Annotated in this window: 30 protein-coding genes; all 30 read left to right on the top strand. The window is 56.0% G+C overall.

Features of this window, described 5'->3' with window-relative positions; genetic code table 11:
* The first annotated feature begins 171 nt into the window (after nt 1-171).
* On the top strand, nt 172-735 hold the full coding sequence (locus tag FYJ31_RS09755; protein WP_071477954.1) for a hypothetical protein: 564 nt from the start codon (nt 172-174) through the stop codon (nt 733-735).
* Nucleotides 722-1,075: an HNH endonuclease gene (locus FYJ31_RS09760; RefSeq protein WP_071477955.1), complete on the top strand. Its 354-nt coding sequence runs from the start codon at nt 722-724 to the stop codon at nt 1,073-1,075. Before FYJ31_RS09755 ends, FYJ31_RS09760 begins: the two co-directional genes overlap by 14 nt.
* 426 nt (nt 1,076-1,501) lie before the next feature.
* On the top strand, nt 1,502-2,107 hold the full coding sequence (locus FYJ31_RS09765; protein ID WP_229774042.1) for a hypothetical protein: 606 nt from the start codon (nt 1,502-1,504) through the stop codon (nt 2,105-2,107).
* Entirely contained in the window at nt 2,104-2,355 is a 252-nt protein-coding gene (locus tag FYJ31_RS09770) for a hypothetical protein (RefSeq protein WP_154536586.1), read from the top strand. Before FYJ31_RS09765 ends, FYJ31_RS09770 begins: the two co-directional genes overlap by 4 nt.
* The gene (locus FYJ31_RS09775; RefSeq protein WP_071477956.1) at nt 2,352-2,597 is read left to right on the top strand and encodes a hypothetical protein; all 246 of its coding nucleotides are present in this window, start codon (nt 2,352-2,354) and stop codon (nt 2,595-2,597) included. The genes FYJ31_RS09770 and FYJ31_RS09775 overlap by 4 nt, the downstream gene beginning before the upstream one ends.
* 54 nt (nt 2,598-2,651) lie before the next feature.
* Entirely contained in the window at nt 2,652-3,146 is a 495-nt protein-coding gene (locus tag FYJ31_RS09780; RefSeq protein WP_071477957.1) for a class I SAM-dependent methyltransferase, read from the top strand.
* 243 nt (nt 3,147-3,389) lie between these two features.
* Entirely contained in the window at nt 3,390-3,842 is a 453-nt protein-coding gene (locus FYJ31_RS09785) for a helix-turn-helix domain-containing protein (RefSeq protein ID WP_195839492.1), read from the top strand.
* Complete coding sequence (locus FYJ31_RS09790) at nt 3,835-4,038, top strand: hypothetical protein (protein ID WP_071477959.1); 204 nt, start codon at nt 3,835-3,837, stop codon at nt 4,036-4,038. The genes FYJ31_RS09785 and FYJ31_RS09790 overlap by 8 nt, the downstream gene beginning before the upstream one ends.
* Nucleotides 4,028-4,315: a hypothetical protein gene (locus tag FYJ31_RS09795; protein WP_012577832.1), complete on the top strand. Its 288-nt coding sequence runs from the start codon at nt 4,028-4,030 to the stop codon at nt 4,313-4,315. Before FYJ31_RS09790 ends, FYJ31_RS09795 begins: the two co-directional genes overlap by 11 nt.
* Nucleotides 4,308-4,592 (top strand): hypothetical protein, encoded by a 285-nt coding sequence (locus tag FYJ31_RS09800; protein WP_071477960.1) that lies wholly within the window; start codon nt 4,308-4,310, stop codon nt 4,590-4,592. Before FYJ31_RS09795 ends, FYJ31_RS09800 begins: the two co-directional genes overlap by 8 nt.
* Entirely contained in the window at nt 4,589-4,753 is a 165-nt protein-coding gene (locus FYJ31_RS12525; RefSeq protein WP_174773053.1) for a hypothetical protein, read from the top strand. Before FYJ31_RS09800 ends, FYJ31_RS12525 begins: the two co-directional genes overlap by 4 nt.
* Nucleotides 4,750-4,995, top strand: a complete 246-nt coding sequence (locus FYJ31_RS09805; protein WP_143081262.1) for a hypothetical protein — start codon at nt 4,750-4,752, stop codon at nt 4,993-4,995. The genes FYJ31_RS12525 and FYJ31_RS09805 overlap by 4 nt, the downstream gene beginning before the upstream one ends.
* A complete protein-coding gene (locus FYJ31_RS09810) occupies nt 4,992-5,204 on the top strand; it encodes a hypothetical protein (RefSeq protein WP_069483776.1) in 213 nt (70 codons plus the stop codon). Before FYJ31_RS09805 ends, FYJ31_RS09810 begins: the two co-directional genes overlap by 4 nt.
* Nucleotides 5,205-5,240: 36 nt before the next feature.
* On the top strand, nt 5,241-5,480 hold the full coding sequence (locus FYJ31_RS09815; RefSeq protein ID WP_081356701.1) for a WhiB family transcriptional regulator: 240 nt from the start codon (nt 5,241-5,243) through the stop codon (nt 5,478-5,480).
* A 2-nt stretch (nt 5,481-5,482) separates the two neighbouring features.
* Nucleotides 5,483-5,809, top strand: a complete 327-nt coding sequence (locus FYJ31_RS09820; RefSeq protein ID WP_015713524.1) for a hypothetical protein — start codon at nt 5,483-5,485, stop codon at nt 5,807-5,809.
* Entirely contained in the window at nt 5,806-6,015 is a 210-nt protein-coding gene (locus FYJ31_RS09825; RefSeq protein WP_154536588.1) for a hypothetical protein, read from the top strand. The genes FYJ31_RS09820 and FYJ31_RS09825 overlap by 4 nt, the downstream gene beginning before the upstream one ends.
* Nucleotides 6,016-6,395: 380 nt before the next feature.
* Nucleotides 6,396-6,788 carry a hypothetical protein gene (locus tag FYJ31_RS09830; protein ID WP_154536589.1) on the top strand — a complete coding sequence of 131 codons (393 nt, stop codon included), beginning with the start codon at nt 6,396-6,398 and terminating at the stop codon, nt 6,786-6,788.
* A complete protein-coding gene (locus FYJ31_RS09835) occupies nt 6,785-7,159 on the top strand; it encodes a hypothetical protein (protein ID WP_071477963.1) in 375 nt (124 codons plus the stop codon). The genes FYJ31_RS09830 and FYJ31_RS09835 overlap by 4 nt, the downstream gene beginning before the upstream one ends.
* A gap of 6 nt (nt 7,160-7,165) precedes the next feature.
* On the top strand, nt 7,166-7,444 hold the full coding sequence (locus FYJ31_RS09840) for a hypothetical protein (protein ID WP_229774043.1): 279 nt from the start codon (nt 7,166-7,168) through the stop codon (nt 7,442-7,444).
* 606 nt (nt 7,445-8,050) lie between these two features.
* Nucleotides 8,051-8,827: a hypothetical protein gene (locus FYJ31_RS09845; RefSeq protein ID WP_229774044.1), complete on the top strand. Its 777-nt coding sequence runs from the start codon at nt 8,051-8,053 to the stop codon at nt 8,825-8,827.
* The gene (locus tag FYJ31_RS09850) at nt 8,811-9,302 is read left to right on the top strand and encodes a hypothetical protein (RefSeq protein ID WP_025221607.1); all 492 of its coding nucleotides are present in this window, start codon (nt 8,811-8,813) and stop codon (nt 9,300-9,302) included. The genes FYJ31_RS09845 and FYJ31_RS09850 overlap by 17 nt, the downstream gene beginning before the upstream one ends.
* A gap of 128 nt (nt 9,303-9,430) precedes the next feature.
* A complete protein-coding gene (locus FYJ31_RS09855; protein ID WP_081356702.1) occupies nt 9,431-10,282 on the top strand; it encodes a hypothetical protein in 852 nt (283 codons plus the stop codon).
* On the top strand, nt 10,279-11,058 hold the full coding sequence (locus FYJ31_RS09860) for a phage antirepressor KilAC domain-containing protein (RefSeq protein ID WP_071477967.1): 780 nt from the start codon (nt 10,279-10,281) through the stop codon (nt 11,056-11,058). Before FYJ31_RS09855 ends, FYJ31_RS09860 begins: the two co-directional genes overlap by 4 nt.
* On the top strand, nt 11,055-11,312 hold the full coding sequence (locus tag FYJ31_RS09865; protein WP_071477968.1) for a hypothetical protein: 258 nt from the start codon (nt 11,055-11,057) through the stop codon (nt 11,310-11,312). Before FYJ31_RS09860 ends, FYJ31_RS09865 begins: the two co-directional genes overlap by 4 nt.
* A gap of 23 nt (nt 11,313-11,335) precedes the next feature.
* Nucleotides 11,336-11,821, top strand: coding sequence for a hypothetical protein (locus tag FYJ31_RS09870; RefSeq protein WP_154536591.1), 486 nt, complete (start codon nt 11,336-11,338; stop codon nt 11,819-11,821).
* Complete coding sequence (locus FYJ31_RS09875) at nt 11,818-12,516, top strand: hypothetical protein (protein WP_071477970.1); 699 nt, start codon at nt 11,818-11,820, stop codon at nt 12,514-12,516. Before FYJ31_RS09870 ends, FYJ31_RS09875 begins: the two co-directional genes overlap by 4 nt.
* Nucleotides 12,513-13,037 carry a hypothetical protein gene (locus FYJ31_RS09880; RefSeq protein ID WP_071477971.1) on the top strand — a complete coding sequence of 175 codons (525 nt, stop codon included), beginning with the start codon at nt 12,513-12,515 and terminating at the stop codon, nt 13,035-13,037. Before FYJ31_RS09875 ends, FYJ31_RS09880 begins: the two co-directional genes overlap by 4 nt.
* Entirely contained in the window at nt 13,034-13,303 is a 270-nt protein-coding gene (locus tag FYJ31_RS09885) for a hypothetical protein (RefSeq protein WP_071477972.1), read from the top strand. Before FYJ31_RS09880 ends, FYJ31_RS09885 begins: the two co-directional genes overlap by 4 nt.
* Before the next feature lie 8 nt (nt 13,304-13,311).
* Nucleotides 13,312-13,626 carry a hypothetical protein gene (locus FYJ31_RS09890; RefSeq protein WP_071477973.1) on the top strand — a complete coding sequence of 105 codons (315 nt, stop codon included), beginning with the start codon at nt 13,312-13,314 and terminating at the stop codon, nt 13,624-13,626.
* A 97-nt stretch (nt 13,627-13,723) separates the two neighbouring features.
* Nucleotides 13,724-13,999 (top strand): hypothetical protein, encoded by a 276-nt coding sequence (locus FYJ31_RS09895; RefSeq protein ID WP_131234415.1) that lies wholly within the window; start codon nt 13,724-13,726, stop codon nt 13,997-13,999.
* Nucleotides 14,000-14,076 lie beyond the last annotated feature (77 nt).

Genomic DNA, 14,076 nt, shown 5'->3' on the forward strand with positions numbered 1-14,076 from the left:
GCAGGGCTGCAAGTGCGAGAAATGCCTGTGGGTTCACGGGGACAAGATCACTCTCCACCAATGCCCCACCTGCGGCGCCACTGATTGCGCGGGAGCCCAATCGCACATGCTGGTCTGCAATCGGACGGCCAGCGAGAAACACAAGACCAATTCGTACAGGAGGTACAGCTGATGGCCGGAGAGCCGAGCATCGAACTGAAAGGCTATGTAGGCAGGGTCAACGACTTCCAGAACGGCGGCAGCATTGTCACCGTCGGTGTCACCCCGTCCTATCAGGACAAGAACACGTCGCAGTGGGTGGACAAGCCCCAACTCTGGTTCGACGTTCGTCCCATCTCCAACGAGGCGAAGGGCGTGGTTGACGAGATCAGGAACGCGAAACAGAACAATCTCAGCGTCCGTGTGCTTGTGAACGGCGGCTTGTCGAAGCGCGTCAGCGAGAAGGATGGGAAAACCTACGAGCATCTGGAAATCGCGGCCCGCACGCTCGTGGTCATGTCCGCGAAACCCAAGCAGCAGGGCAATCAGAACGGTTTCCAACCGAACTACGGCCAGCAGAATTACGGTCAGGGAGTTCAGAACTATGGTCAGCTAGCCAATCCGATGACCCCCGCCTATGGTGCGACGCAGGCTTCCCAGACCGGTCAGCCGGCAGTTGACCCTTGGAGCCAACCGCAGACGGCACAAGCGCCGCAGACACCGCAGGGGGAGTTTGAGCCGGATGACGAGTTCTAACCCGTCGCGCGAGACGTGCCGTCTTGTGGATAGGCGGGATGGTGAACGGTGCGTCCGTTGCGGCACCACCTACAACTGGGCGGGTTTCTCCCGTCATCACAGGCATCTGAGAAGCCACCCGTTCCCCGGACTCCACCTGCCATCAAATCTCATACTGCTGTGCGGAAGCGGTTCGAACGAGGGTTGCCATTTGTGGGTGCATACCCATCAGCGTGAGGCGATGGACAACGGGTGGCTGGTCAGCGGTTTCAACGACCACCCCGAACAGGTGCCAGTCATGGTTTACGGCAAGGGCCTTGTGCTCTTGGACAACATGGGAGGCTTCACGTTATGCAGTTAGACGAAGCAGTCGAAGCGCTCTACAAACTGTTCTGCCGTGCCCCGTCCTTCCATATCGCGTTATGCAGGCTCGACCCGGTGGCGGCGTCCAGATTCATGAACGGAGATATTCGACTATGACACAGGCGAGGAAAGGGCCGCGACTGCCGTTAAGCCGTCAGGATGAGGCGATACTTGCCGGCCCGTGACTGTCAACCCAACTGGGACGCAACCTACGTGCAGCCGAGGCGCAGACGTTCGGACGCATGGTCTACGACGAGTGGACGAAAACCCATCCGGGCACACTCCCCTACACGGTAAGAATCGATTCCAGTCAGAAAACCGCGTACCTGCCAGAAGACCTGCCCCTATTGCACAAGGCGCTCACCCGGTACACGAACAGCAAATCATATCAACGTATTCAAACGGAAATCAAAGGAGAACACCAATGAGTGAGAAACCATTCTGGGAAGGCAAGACCGGTAAGGAGATGGCCGGACTGCACGTCAAGGCCACATGGAAGAACGGCGCCATTGTTACTGGAGTGTTAGATGACACAGGAGATATTGATTTAGGCGATAACCGTTCTTTGTACACGTCACGTGGCTATGACTCTTCCTGTGATTTTGAGCCAATGGGCGATATCCAATCCATCGAACTGTTGGATGACCCCAAGTATAAGCGCATCGACAACATCGAAAACGTGCAAGTGGGCGATATCTTCGTGGCCGATGACGGGAATCAGTATCTGATTGACGCCGCGGACAAAGACGATAAGGCAGCCACTTTCAGGGCATATCTTTCCTATGCCGGCGAAATGTGGCTCAGCAACTGCGCGTTCGCCTACGCATTGCGTCCGAAGCCGAAGCTGCCCGACCATGACGGACTGTGGCTCGACAAGGACGATAACATGTGGACGATGCGCGACGGCAGCGTGCAGTGCACGTGCATCGGAGCCGATAACTGGAACTTCATCCGCGCGTGGTTCTCACCGGATAGCGTTCAGGTTCTAAATTCCGCGCCATTCCGCCCGGCCAAGGTGGTGGAAGCATGAGCATCATCAGCAGCAAGGCGGAACACGTGTACAAGGGCAACGCGCTCCTGCAGGAGGCGTACATCGCCGGAGCCACGCGCCCGCCCACGGACGAGGAAATCGAAGCCGGAGCGAAAGCGCTCTATGATGCGCTGAACTCCGTCTGCTTTTTCTCGTGGGAGTCCGCCGATCGGGCGTCGCGGGCCGACTATATCGATGCCATGAGGCTTGCACTCAAGGCAATACAAGGAAAGGCAACGGAAGAATGAGCGACATGAGAACCTTCATCAAGGTTGAGCACAGTCGTTTCACTTTGATTTTGCGCAAAGGAATGCTCCCGTTCCACTGGATTGCGGAATCCCACGTCTACCCGGACAAAGGTTATGTCACGGCGGTACGCGAATGCACCAACTACGGCGCTGTATGGGCGTTGAGCAGTAGTGGCGCTCTCGATCAGGTCATGCCCTCGATCTGGGAGGACATCAAATGGTTGGACGAAAGGATGAACTGATGCGTGTGCATCGTCCGAGACTACAAAAACCAAACCGAAGGAGGCAACGGAAGAATGAGCGCTACTATTCTTGATCCCGCGTGCGGTGGACGCATGTTCTGGTTCGACAAGCATGACCCGCGCGTGCTGTTCGGCGACTGCCGCGACGAATCATGGGAGTTGTGCGACGGACGCCGCTTCGATGTGAAACCCGATCAGCTGATGGACTACCGTCATCTGCCATTCCCTGACGACTCGTTCCGGCTCGTGGTGCTCGACCCACCGCACATCAGACACGGAGGGCGCACCTCGTACATGGTGCGCAAGTACGGGCTTCTGGACGAGCATGGCTGGCCCGATGACCTCACGAGCATGTTCGCCGAGTGCTTCAGGGTGCTGGAGCCGTCCGGCATCCTGATCTTCAAATGGAACGAGACGCAGATCCCCGTATCCCAAGTATTGGCCTGCACCCCGCAACATCCTCTGTTCGGCAACAAACAACCGAAACAGACCGGCACCCATTGGATCGTATTCATGAAGGAGGCACTTGATGAAATTCCACAGGATTAGCCCGTGTCCTCGTTGTGGGGGCAAGGTCAGGGCGAAGTGGGAGCGGGACGAAGTACTGGCTTTGCCTGAATACACGTTCTTTATCGTGATGTTCCGCTGCACTGCCTGCGGGCTCAGCCTCGATGGAGGTTGTTCTCGGAAGCCAGCTCCATATCAGTTGCAACGCAGCATCGTCGTATGAAACCGCGTCTGCAACGGTGATAAATGCTTCACGTTGCTCTACAAGATTCTGGCAGGCGGACGATGAGCGGGACACGGCAGTATTACCGACTTTCGGCCGAGACGTTGGACACGCTTCTGAGGCTTATCTCTGAGGATGAGTTGACACCGAAGCAGATTGCGGAGCGTGCCGGAGTGCCGCGCCAAAAGGTCTACGAGTATCGCAAGAAGCTCAAGGACCGCAGGAAGAGTGCGCCGTTGACCGACATCTCCACGCTCGTGATTCACCAGCGAGTCGTATTCCGCCCGGACGCGACCATCGAGAACCCGGAGGATGTGAACGGGCCGAGTTTCATCGACCCGGACAGCGGCTTCGACTGTTCTCGATGCGGACAGTCCATGAGCCGTGACTGGTTCACCATCCAGGGCAACCTCATCAAACCGGATTTCGGCTATTGTCCCGGCTGCGGCGGCGTGGCCACTCCTTACAGGGATGACACGATAAACCCCGATGCAAGGGAGGCGGGCGATGAGTGACGTGCAGAAGATTATCCACGATGAGATCGTCAAGTGCTCCACGTATGGGGTGGGCGACGATTTCGACACGGGACGTATGGCGGGTCTCTCGTTCGCGTTGCATCGCGTGGTCGAGGCTGACAGAGAGAACCGTACCGGCTGCAAGCATTTCGATCTGCACAATCCCGGACAAAAGGAGATGAACCTTGAGCATTGAGACGGAATCGTTCGACTTGACCTTTGGCAGCATCCACTATGCCGGCACGAGGCTCACTATCCCGATTGACGATGACGAATACATGGTTTATCGGGTAGAGATCGCCAATCATCGGCGTGGCTCTTCCAGCTTGGTGACGTTTCACCTCGACCGGGACGACTCCCGCCCGGAGCACAAGACCGTTGGCCAATCTGCAAGCGCTTATCTGAGCGTGGACGAGGCGAAACAAATCATGCAGGCACTGCAACAGGCAATCAAGGAGGCGGACGATGAGTGACAAGGCGATGCCGTTGGGCAGGAAGTTCAAGGTCCGGTTGACCATCACGCCGGAGGAAACCGGAACGCCCGTGGACATGCTGGGATTCACGTTCACCAGCGGGCGGAGCGGGCATACGACACTGAACGCACAGTACAGCAACATTCCCAAACTGGTTGACGACGGGCTCGACTCACTGTCGATTCTTGTGATCTTCAAAACACTGGAGATGTGGGCCCAGAAGGGATATGAGCTGTGCCAGCCCATCGTTCAACGATTTTACGGAGGCAGACGATGAGCTATAAGGCGAGGATATTCACCCGTGAGGAGTTTCGCGAGGTCGTCGCAGCCGCCATCTACGACTACGCACATACGCCCGCGAAATGCCTCTACACGACCAAGGATGCGGCAGACCAACTCTACGGCCATTACGGCGAGGAAACCGAGGTGGAGGAATGAAACCACGAGTGTATGACGATTTGGTCCAATCCGCCGTCGAATTGAGTTGCTTCGGTACAGGCCAGTCAACCATCGAGGAAGGCCGAGCCGCCTATCAAGCATGGCTCAAGGAGCATGACCGGCAGATAGCCGAAAAAGCATGGGAAGAAGGGTATATCCAAGCCGTCAAGAACATGAATCCCATGCCCGGCGAGGAATCGCCCGAATACACGCTAAACCCATATCGAAAGGAAAACGCATGAACGAGATTCAGCTTACAGACCATTTGGTTGCGCATATCGGCGCGGAAGGCACCTGCGGCCGTTATCAAGCCAAAATCTGCGAAGACGGCAACTTCAGAGACTTCCTGTACGCCATGAGCCTCAAACGTCTCAAGCGCAAGTGCGAGAAGTATGCGAAGCGTGAACGCAAGGCCATCGCATATGTCGCCACGCTCAAGGAGGAATCATGAGCGTAAGTAGTCTCAAAACGCGAAGAAGGAATTGAATTGAGCGGCTGGCGTGACAAGGCCGCGTGCCGTGACATGGACCTTGACCTGTTCTTCCCAACCACGTCCAGCGAGGAACGATTGGCGCTCAAGGCCTGCGCCCAATGTCCGGCGATATGCGAATGCGCACGGTACGCGGCGGAACATGCCCTGATAAACGGCTACCCGCTGCAAGGCATATGGGGCGGCATAAACAGAAGCAAAGGCAAGAACTACAGGAACAACGAAAAGGAGATGTAGGAATGAGCATCGCGGACGATGAAGCCGAGAAGGCGTATCCGACCCGCCACTGGGAAGGAACGCATGTCAAGAAACAGTTTTACTGCGACACGGACGATTTACAGGAAGCGTACCTGCGCGGCCGCAATGCGCCACCGGCTGACGCCGAGATCGAAGCCGTGGCGAAACGGCTCCTCTGGAACAGCTGCAAAAGGTATGACGACGAATATGCGGCAAAGGACGAGGAAGAAGCATGGGATCGCGAAGGCTGCTTCCCCGGATGGCAGGAAGACTATATCCGACAAGCCAAGGAACTACTCGCACTGGCGCGGAAGGCGGTAAACGAATGAGTCGCTATGGCAAGGCCGCAACACTCGCCATCGCCGCCGCCGTACTGTTCTTCGTACTGTTCTTCGCCTTCGTTGCCTATCTCGGCTGGGCTGAAGAAACGGCGGACACCATCATCCTCCGCGACGGCAGCCGATCATACGTATGCCAGACCAGCAGAATCTCACAAGCGCCACACAACTGCAAACCGGTCAAGGAGAAATCATGAGCATCGGATACGTGGAATGCGACCACTGAACCATCTGACTTGGAGCATCACCGACTATCGGGTGCGTATCAGCTCTAATTTGGAGAAGGGGGCTCATGTTGAGCAAAGCGGCAAGTAAAGCATGGCAACTGCTCATTGAAGACTCGAACCGTCCGGCAGAGGAGATTCGCTTGGCTACCTGACTTCGGGTCGATGTGATCGAGCAGATGCGCGGGGACGTGCAAAAACGATTACGAGACAACCCGGAGTTCTGATATGAAGCCGAGTTATTTGCCCGTCCAGTATGAGCATTGCCCGTACTGCGGAGGAATCATCAATGTTTTCGGAAACTGCGTGGACTGCCAGTTTCACGATGACCCGACTGAATGGTGGATGGACGAATGAGCCGACAGAAAGCCAAAGGCACACTGCTTGAATCCAAGGTGGTCAACTATTTGCGCGCCCGGTTGGGTGACAGCGAGCAGACGATACACCGTGAAGTGTTGCATGGGACGAAAGACCAGGGCGATATCACCGGTCTGCGTATCCACGGCCAGCCGGTCGTATTGGAGTGTAAAAACTACAGCACCTATCCGGGGAGACTCAAGGAGTGGATGCAGGAGGGCCGTACCGAGGCGGGGAACGCTGACGCACCTTACTGGTTCGTCGTGTTCAAACAGAAGGGTCTCGGCTTGGACTCGCTGTCAAGCATGGACAACCAGCCCGTGCTCACCGACTTAAAGACCCTCGCATTGATAGCAGGACATGGAATCATCGAAGGAGACGAAGAATGAGCTACGACCTGTTCATAGTGGACAAGGATGTGCCGGAACCGGAATGGTTTGACGTATGCGAACGGGACGGCGAGCATGTGCGGACCGGCGCTCATGGCCGTTATTTCAACTACACGTATAATCTATCCGCGTTTTTCACCGATTACAAGGTCCATCCTAAGCATGACCTGGACGGGTTGACGGCCGGGGAGGCCGCAGCCCGTATCGACAAGGCGTTGAAAGACATCTACTTGGAACCATTGTATGTTTTGCGCGGCAAATACAATCCGCCGAACTATTGGGGCAGCGTGGACAGCGCCATCGCATGGTTGAAACTGATATACGACTATTGCCGGGAACACCCGGACTATATCGTGAGGGAACGCTCCTAAGGGGAAATGATGGAAGATAGGAAACTCGTTGATTTCGCCCGTTGGCTGAACGATCATCCGGGCGAATGGAATCTTTGGCCGTATCTCATTCCCATACAGGCCGACCGCAGGGATACCGTCGCATCGATGAGGCTTGTCATGGAACGCATCAAAAACCATCAGTACGACGAGTTCCGCGTGGACACCGTATTGCTCGAATACGAACTATTCAACGGTTTCATGGGCTTCGATAAGGGCAGCGTGCATGAAAACGGTCTCGCGTTGAAGATGAGGCTCAAAGCATGACCGCGCGGGGGGACGACCGGAAACTCATGCACTGGATAGCCTCACACGGATACACGGTGGTCAGGGCCACGACCGGCCACTGGAAAGTCTACGACAACGGCGTGCTGCTCACGGTGACGAGCGGCACGCCCTCGGACTGGCGAAGCCGCCACAACTTCATACGAGATTTAAGGAGACGAACATGTTCAATCTAGCATCGAAGATTCGGCACTGCTGCCCCCTCTACGGATGTGTCCCGCTCATATTCGAATGGAGAGGCCGCTACATGTTTTTCTGCACCCACTTGGAAGCCCCTTATGCCGATACGAGAGAGGAAGCATGGGACAAGTGGTGCGGAATGGTTGAGAATATTTGGGAAAGGGACAGGAAATGACCTGGATCATACGAAATTCTGGAAGGCAGTAGCCGAGAACCGCAGTGAGAACGCGGTCGCTGCCCTCGAAACCATGATTGAGGAGACGGAATGAGTCTGGTGAGTTTAGATTTCAGGAAAGTGGTATAACGATGGCCCGAAAAGGATACATCCAGCTTGTCAACGGCTTCTACATGAATCGCAAGGTGCGAAAACTCAGGCACACATGCCCGAGCGCGATAGGTGCGTTCACGATGATGCTTACCTTCTGCGGAGATAATCTTTCAGACGGTCATATCAGTGAAGATGATGCGCTTTACGTGCTGGATATCACCGATTCAGAACTTGAGGCACTGTGCAATGTCGGCATGATCGAACCGGACGGGAACAACGGGTACTATATTCACGATTATCTTATACACAATCGCAGTCGCGAACAGGTACAAAAGAAGCGCGAAAGCAATGCTGAAAATTACCGTAAAAATAAAAACGAGGTAAAAACCTCCGATTCAGATGACTTTCAGACGGCTGAATCACGTCTGAATCGGGACAAACACCAGAACACCAGAACACCAGAAGAATTATCTAAAGATAATTCAACTCCCCCTACCCCCTCGAAGCCGGACTTCGGTAATCTGCTTGACCGTATCGAGGCTTTCTATCCGACGAACAGGTTTGACGGGAAAACCTCCCAGTCCCGTATGCAGCTGGAGGTCGATTGGCCGAAGATCGTGAAAGCCGCTGGAGACTCCGACCCGAGCATGTTTCTCGAAGCCAAGGCTCGAGCGTATGCGGAGGCCACCGACGAGCAGTACGTGAAAACGTTCAGCCGGTTCATCGGCGGTGAACTGTACGCCCGCAACTGGGAGAAACCCAAGCCCGAAGCGCCGAAGCCACGACCAGGGCAACCGTTGAAATCCCGAAGCCAGCAGAACCTTGAGGCGAATCTGGCGAAAACATGGCAGTACATGACACCCGAGGAACGTGCAAGATACCAGCAGCAGGGAGGTTTCAATGCTCAGCAGGGGTGAGGCAGCAGCCGTATTGTCGCTTATCAACGCGCATCACGGCAACGCGCAATGGGATGACGTTCAGCTTGAAGCGTTCCATTCGGAACTGAGGACGGACATCACCGCCGCCGAGGCTCAGGAGGCGGTGAGACGCTTCTATGCGGAGAACGATACCGGCCGTTGGTGTGGTTCGGGTGACATCAACGCCATCGTCCGCCGACTGCGCGGCAAGGCGAAGCCCTCGGAGGCGGAGATCGCGCGTGAGTGCGATGCGCGGGGCTTGGAGGGTGACGCGGCGTGGCTGTACCGGCGTCAGCGCATGTTGGGCCGTCAACCCGAGGAGGCGGCTCGAATCACGGCCTCGAGTCGCAACCCGTTGGAGTTGGAGCCGGCGAAGCCGAAGCGGCGTACACCGGTACGGCATTTCCTCGGCGCGGGCGACTTGGGGTTGGGTGACATACTGCCGCGACACGCCGAACCACATTTGGAAAACTAGAGACGCCCGTGCATTATTGATCTTGCTGACACGTCCGAAGCTCTTAATGAGTGAAGGTCTAGGTCAGTTTGTCTTTTTCCCCTGAAAACACGAGGCTCTGCCGCTATGACGGTTGCTGGCGGGAGATCGTGACCGACGCGCCGTCCATGCTCATCGGGCATGGGATACCCGAGAACCGGAGCCTGTTGTGCGCATGGCATGAACGCCAGCTCTCCAACGACCTGCAATGGTTGGAACGCAACCTGCCCGACCTGACCGAGTATCGCATCAACCGCGCCTACGGGCACAAGAACGGTGGCGGCGGGAACGCGGGCACGGCTCCAGCGCCCGTAAGGGAAACCCTGCACGACCTGCTGTACGCTGACGACGACCACGGTTATCCGGGCTTGCAAGGCACACTCTACGAGTGGGTGCGCAGCCTGAAACTGAACCTGCGTGAATCGGCGCCGCTGGCCGACATGGTTTACCGAATCGCCAATCACCCGAAACTCGACGAGCACCCGTCCACGCCCGTGTACGCGGAACCGGTTCACGGGCTGGTGCGCAAACTGCGTCGTTTCCTCACGGACGATGACGGGGAAACCGTGTTGTACGGGCCATGCCCCGCCAACGGGTGCCTGGGCCAGCTCTCCGGCTATGCGGACGCGGAGACGGCGAAATGCCCGCAATGCGGTTTCAGTATGCCGGTCGCCCTTATCAGGGCGGAACGGGTGAAGCGTCTCCTCCAATCGGAGGCGGTGAGAACCCGTGGCGAACTATTGGACATCATCAAGGCGTGCGGGATGCGCGTGAACCGCAGCACTTTGCGCAGTTGGATACATCGCGGCCAGTTGCCCCAGCAGGGCGAGGACTCGTACAGCAATCCGCTTTACAGGTTCAGTGATTTCTACCGGCTCACAACCGGATTGTCCGAGAACGCGGACGTGTGGGAGATCATGCAAGCCGCACAAAACCAATCCAAGGAAGGAGACAACCAATGAGCAGCCAGATTCAACCATTCGACTTCAGGGGCATTCAGGTGCGTGTCCTAACCGATGAACACGGCAACCCGTGGTTCCTTGGAGCGGACGTATGCACCATTCTCAGTACGGCCACCAACCATATTCGGGAATACCTCGATGCCGATGAAATCACCAATATCCGTAGTACGGATATTGCTCAGAACGGTGGCAAGGCACCCGTTTTCGTGTCCGAGTCCGGCCTGTACTCCCTCGTGTTACGCAGCCGCAAGCCCGAGGCTCGCGAGTTCAAACGCTGGGTGACGCATGAGGTGCTGCCATCGATTCGCAGGCATGGTGCGTACATGACCGAATCGACTTTGGAAAAGGCAGTCACCGAACCCGACTTCCTTATCCGACTTGCCACACAAATCAAACAGGAGCGGGCGGAAAAGGAGAAGGCCCAAGCACAGGTCGAACGGATGCGTCCCAAGGCATTGTTCGCTGACGCTGTGGAAACCTCGAAGACCAGCATCCTTGTGGGCGACTTGGCGAAAGTCCTGAAAGGCAATGGCGTGGATATTGGCGGCACTCGCTTGTTCGCGTGGCTGAGGGACAACGGATGGCTGATGAAAACCGGCAGCTCTCGCAACATGCCCACGCAGAAATCTATGGAATTGGGCTTGTTCGAGATCAAGGAAACCACCGTGGTTCACTCGGACGGTCACACGACCATCAACAAGACGCCGAAAGTCACGGGCAAAGGTCAGACGTTCTTCGTCAACAAGTTCCTCGGACACAGGGAGATTACTCAATGAGCATCAATCTTGGTACCACGGAAGTGGTATTGGGCTTGTATTCCAAGGCGCTTCAACTAGCCACGTTCACCGTGGAAGTCCCGGTGGTGGGCGAACTGGAACCGGGCAGCGTGTTTATAGGTGACGACATGCGACCATGCGCGCACGTGACCGTGATGCCGTCGCCCGACGGTTCCGTCGAAAAGGCCGTTGGAGCCGGTGTTGAAGCGTTTCAGAAGGCGTTCAACGAGTCGATGGAATCGAGGGGCATGTGAACCGGCTGAAACGACTGTTGCACTTGGAGGAGCCGGAACCGGTCGAAAAACCGGAACCTGAACCACCGGTAGTGGAACCATGCCCCATCTGCGGACTCGTACCCAAACTGAAGCATGTGTGCGTCACCCGCAACTACCGCGACTACTGGCTGGAAAAAGACTCGTGGCAGCTCTTGGAATGGTGCGATCACGTCGAAAGCATCCTTTCGTTCGCCTCGTTTTTTGAAGACGAGAGTGTTCAGAAGTGGAATACCGGTTGCAGACGGTTGAAGGCAGTGGTTGACGAGCCGGTTCCCGAATGCCCCGCCTGCGGGGAGAAACCCGTCGTGCAAACGGACTCGGAGTCGGACATCCCCCAGCTTGTCTGCTCATGCAACGAACTGTTGAGCAATGTGGAGATAACAAACGTCTATAAGCGCAAACGCGAGTGGATACGTCGCTGCAATGCGTTGAAACGCAAGCAGGACAACGTGAAAGACATGGAACAGCTTATCGGAGAAACACAATGAACGGACATTATTCGGTTATCACGAATTTCGGCTGTCATTGGACATGCCCTTACTGCATCGTCAGGGAAACCGGATTGAACGTGCCGGTGACCGACATGCAGGCCACGCTGCGGACCATCAGCCGTGAAAGCGAACGCCACCCCATGAGGTTCCTGAGCTTCAGCGGCGGCGGAGACCCCTGTTTCCCCATGCGCGAGCCGGAAGCATCGAAACGTGTCGCCTTCTACCGGGAGGCGATACACAGGGCCGGAGGCTGGCTCACGGAAACCGAGATGCACACCAGCTACTTCCAATGCGGACGCAACGTGGCTCAGGTCATGCAGCAGATCAGGTTCAGCCGCGTAGTGTATCACATGCGGCCCACGAGCTTGTCCGATGACGTGGCGTTGGCATTGCCCCGCAAATGGTTCGACCGTCAGAAGGTGCGTGTCGTGTACGTGGTCACCCCCGATTTCACGCCGGAGCGTATCGACCGGATAGCCGATCTCGTGGCCGGCAACCACGTAGTCGATGAACTGTCGTTCAGGCAGAAGGTCAACCCCGACAACACCATCGACCACACGTGCGAGGAGTATCTGAAGGCCGGCCATCAAAACCGCTGGTGGTACATCCAACAGGATGATTACAACACGTACGTCGTGAACGACCGGCTTTACACACGATTCAGCGATATCGGCAAGGAGGACCACAGGTGAGCAAGAAGATTCGCGTCGCATGGGATGACCTGAAGCCCGGTGATCTGATTCACGTCAAAGGCAGCACGAACACGTATGTGTTTAAGGGCTGGTTTTTGGACGCAGCCAGCGTTGACCATCGTAAATCTGGCGCAGAAACCTACGTGATTACGAGGTCCAAAAACAATTCACCAGTAGATGTAGCCATTGTTGTCACTCACGACAATTTCGCGTACGCGACCCGTCCCGCACCAAAGAAGCCGCGTCCAAACATCGTGGAGCCGAAGGCACCGGGGGAATACTGGCTGCGTGTTCATGCGGGGGAATTGAACGGCTGGTATATGTGCATTCGCCGCCAATTCGACTCGATTAAGGACTCGTGGGATAAGCCCAGTGACCTCAGGGCATGGCAAACAGTCATGTGGGGCATTATTGCTTTCTCCCCGTGGCTGACGTGGCATGAAATGGTGGACGGCATGCATGTGTCTGAAGTGTTGACCGCTGAGGAATATTACATGCGCAAAGCCAAGGGGGAACTATGAAGACCATTCAGGCAGCAGACCTGTCACCTCGCATGCTGGGAAGAAAAGTCATCATACAGGTCGGCAAAAGCGTCATCAGGGGCATGATCGAACACATTGAAATCGACATGCGAACGGAATACACGTTCAATGAGTATCAAAAGCCAGGGAGCAGAATCATAACCCGTGAATATATGACCATTCCCACCGGAGAGATTCGCGTCACCGTCGGCGGTATTGATCTCAAACTCAACGACAATCACGTAATCACCGTGGCGGACTCATGAGCCAACCGATGACTCTACCCAGCCAGCTCAGGATCGTAAACAACAAGCTGACGGAACTGGGCAAGATCATGTACTACCAGCCTGACCTGTTCTGCAGTAGCGTCAGGCTCCAACAAGGCATGATCGGTTGCTGCAAGGCGTATCTCGGCTACATGAAATGGCACACGCTGACCGTCTCCCAGTATTTGACGGAGTCGAACTGGGGTATGAGACGTGCCCGCGCAAGCTGCTGCCTCACCAAACAAGCATATCGTGCCGCTTATGGCCTGCCCGACTTGGAGCGCAGGGCGGACACCCTGTACTGGATGCGGAGGCTCCACTAGTGGAACCAGTGCCAATCATCTTGTTCATGCTCCTATTGGGAGCCGTCGCTATTATCGAGAATCGGAGGAAACATTGACCGAGGAAACAATGAACAGCATGACTAAGGGAACCATTTTTACGGCTGGCTCATTAGGCGATTTGCCTGATTTCAACCAGTGGCCTATATGGTTCACGCCGAAACTGATTCTGATTATCAACCATGCGTGCCGTAGGTTCATCACACGTTACGCAAAAGGCGTGGACGGTAAAATCGTTCAGCGTTTCTATCGCGCACTGAGGGACGCATGGCTTCGGGGATACATGACCACTATAGAGGCATGGGCGGAGTTTTACGTATTCGTAGCGCATTTCCACCGCCACTACCTGCTGTGATAGGAATGCCGTCCTAGTGTGCTTCCATGAGAGGCAGTGACGGCTTCTAACACGTCCATTATGGACTAAACCAGCGA

The sequence above is a fragment of the Bifidobacterium sp. WCA-178-WT-4B genome, assembly GCF_009696495.1.
GTDB classification, from domain to species: Bacteria; Actinomycetota; Actinomycetes; order Actinomycetales; family Bifidobacteriaceae; genus Bifidobacterium; species Bifidobacterium infantis.

Coding starts and splice junctions, on each gene's coding strand:
- FYJ31_RS09765 (WP_229774042.1), top strand. CDS start 1,502: ATGAGTGAGAAACCATTCTGGGAAGGCAAGACCGGTAAGGAGATGGCC.
- FYJ31_RS09810 (WP_069483776.1), top strand. CDS start 4,992: ATGAACGAGATTCAGCTTACAGACCATTTGGTTGCGCATATCGGCGCG.
- FYJ31_RS09820 (WP_015713524.1), top strand. CDS start 5,483: ATGAGCATCGCGGACGATGAAGCCGAGAAGGCGTATCCGACCCGCCAC.
- FYJ31_RS09800 (WP_071477960.1), top strand. CDS start 4,308: ATGAGTGACAAGGCGATGCCGTTGGGCAGGAAGTTCAAGGTCCGGTTG.
- FYJ31_RS09770 (WP_154536586.1), top strand. CDS start 2,104: ATGAGCATCATCAGCAGCAAGGCGGAACACGTGTACAAGGGCAACGCG.
- FYJ31_RS09875 (WP_071477970.1), top strand. CDS start 11,818: ATGAACGGACATTATTCGGTTATCACGAATTTCGGCTGTCATTGGACA.
- FYJ31_RS09865 (WP_071477968.1), top strand. CDS start 11,055: ATGAGCATCAATCTTGGTACCACGGAAGTGGTATTGGGCTTGTATTCC.
- FYJ31_RS09775 (WP_071477956.1), top strand. CDS start 2,352: ATGAGCGACATGAGAACCTTCATCAAGGTTGAGCACAGTCGTTTCACT.
- FYJ31_RS09780 (WP_071477957.1), top strand. CDS start 2,652: ATGAGCGCTACTATTCTTGATCCCGCGTGCGGTGGACGCATGTTCTGG.
- FYJ31_RS12525 (WP_174773053.1), top strand. CDS start 4,589: ATGAGCTATAAGGCGAGGATATTCACCCGTGAGGAGTTTCGCGAGGTC.
- FYJ31_RS09860 (WP_071477967.1), top strand. CDS start 10,279: ATGAGCAGCCAGATTCAACCATTCGACTTCAGGGGCATTCAGGTGCGT.
- FYJ31_RS09850 (WP_025221607.1), top strand. CDS start 8,811: ATGCTCAGCAGGGGTGAGGCAGCAGCCGTATTGTCGCTTATCAACGCG.
- FYJ31_RS09790 (WP_071477959.1), top strand. CDS start 3,835: ATGAGTGACGTGCAGAAGATTATCCACGATGAGATCGTCAAGTGCTCC.
- FYJ31_RS09830 (WP_154536589.1), top strand. CDS start 6,396: ATGAGCCGACAGAAAGCCAAAGGCACACTGCTTGAATCCAAGGTGGTC.
- FYJ31_RS09890 (WP_071477973.1), top strand. CDS start 13,312: ATGACTCTACCCAGCCAGCTCAGGATCGTAAACAACAAGCTGACGGAA.
- FYJ31_RS09885 (WP_071477972.1), top strand. CDS start 13,034: ATGAAGACCATTCAGGCAGCAGACCTGTCACCTCGCATGCTGGGAAGA.
- FYJ31_RS09755 (WP_071477954.1), top strand. CDS start 172: ATGGCCGGAGAGCCGAGCATCGAACTGAAAGGCTATGTAGGCAGGGTC.
- FYJ31_RS09895 (WP_131234415.1), top strand. CDS start 13,724: ATGACTAAGGGAACCATTTTTACGGCTGGCTCATTAGGCGATTTGCCT.
- FYJ31_RS09845 (WP_229774044.1), top strand. CDS start 8,051: ATGATGCTTACCTTCTGCGGAGATAATCTTTCAGACGGTCATATCAGT.
- FYJ31_RS09840 (WP_229774043.1), top strand. CDS start 7,166: ATGATGGAAGATAGGAAACTCGTTGATTTCGCCCGTTGGCTGAACGAT.
- FYJ31_RS09835 (WP_071477963.1), top strand. CDS start 6,785: ATGAGCTACGACCTGTTCATAGTGGACAAGGATGTGCCGGAACCGGAA.
- FYJ31_RS09785 (WP_195839492.1), top strand. CDS start 3,390: ATGAGCGGGACACGGCAGTATTACCGACTTTCGGCCGAGACGTTGGAC.
- FYJ31_RS09805 (WP_143081262.1), top strand. CDS start 4,750: ATGAAACCACGAGTGTATGACGATTTGGTCCAATCCGCCGTCGAATTG.
- FYJ31_RS09825 (WP_154536588.1), top strand. CDS start 5,806: ATGAGTCGCTATGGCAAGGCCGCAACACTCGCCATCGCCGCCGCCGTA.
- FYJ31_RS09760 (WP_071477955.1), top strand. CDS start 722: ATGACGAGTTCTAACCCGTCGCGCGAGACGTGCCGTCTTGTGGATAGG.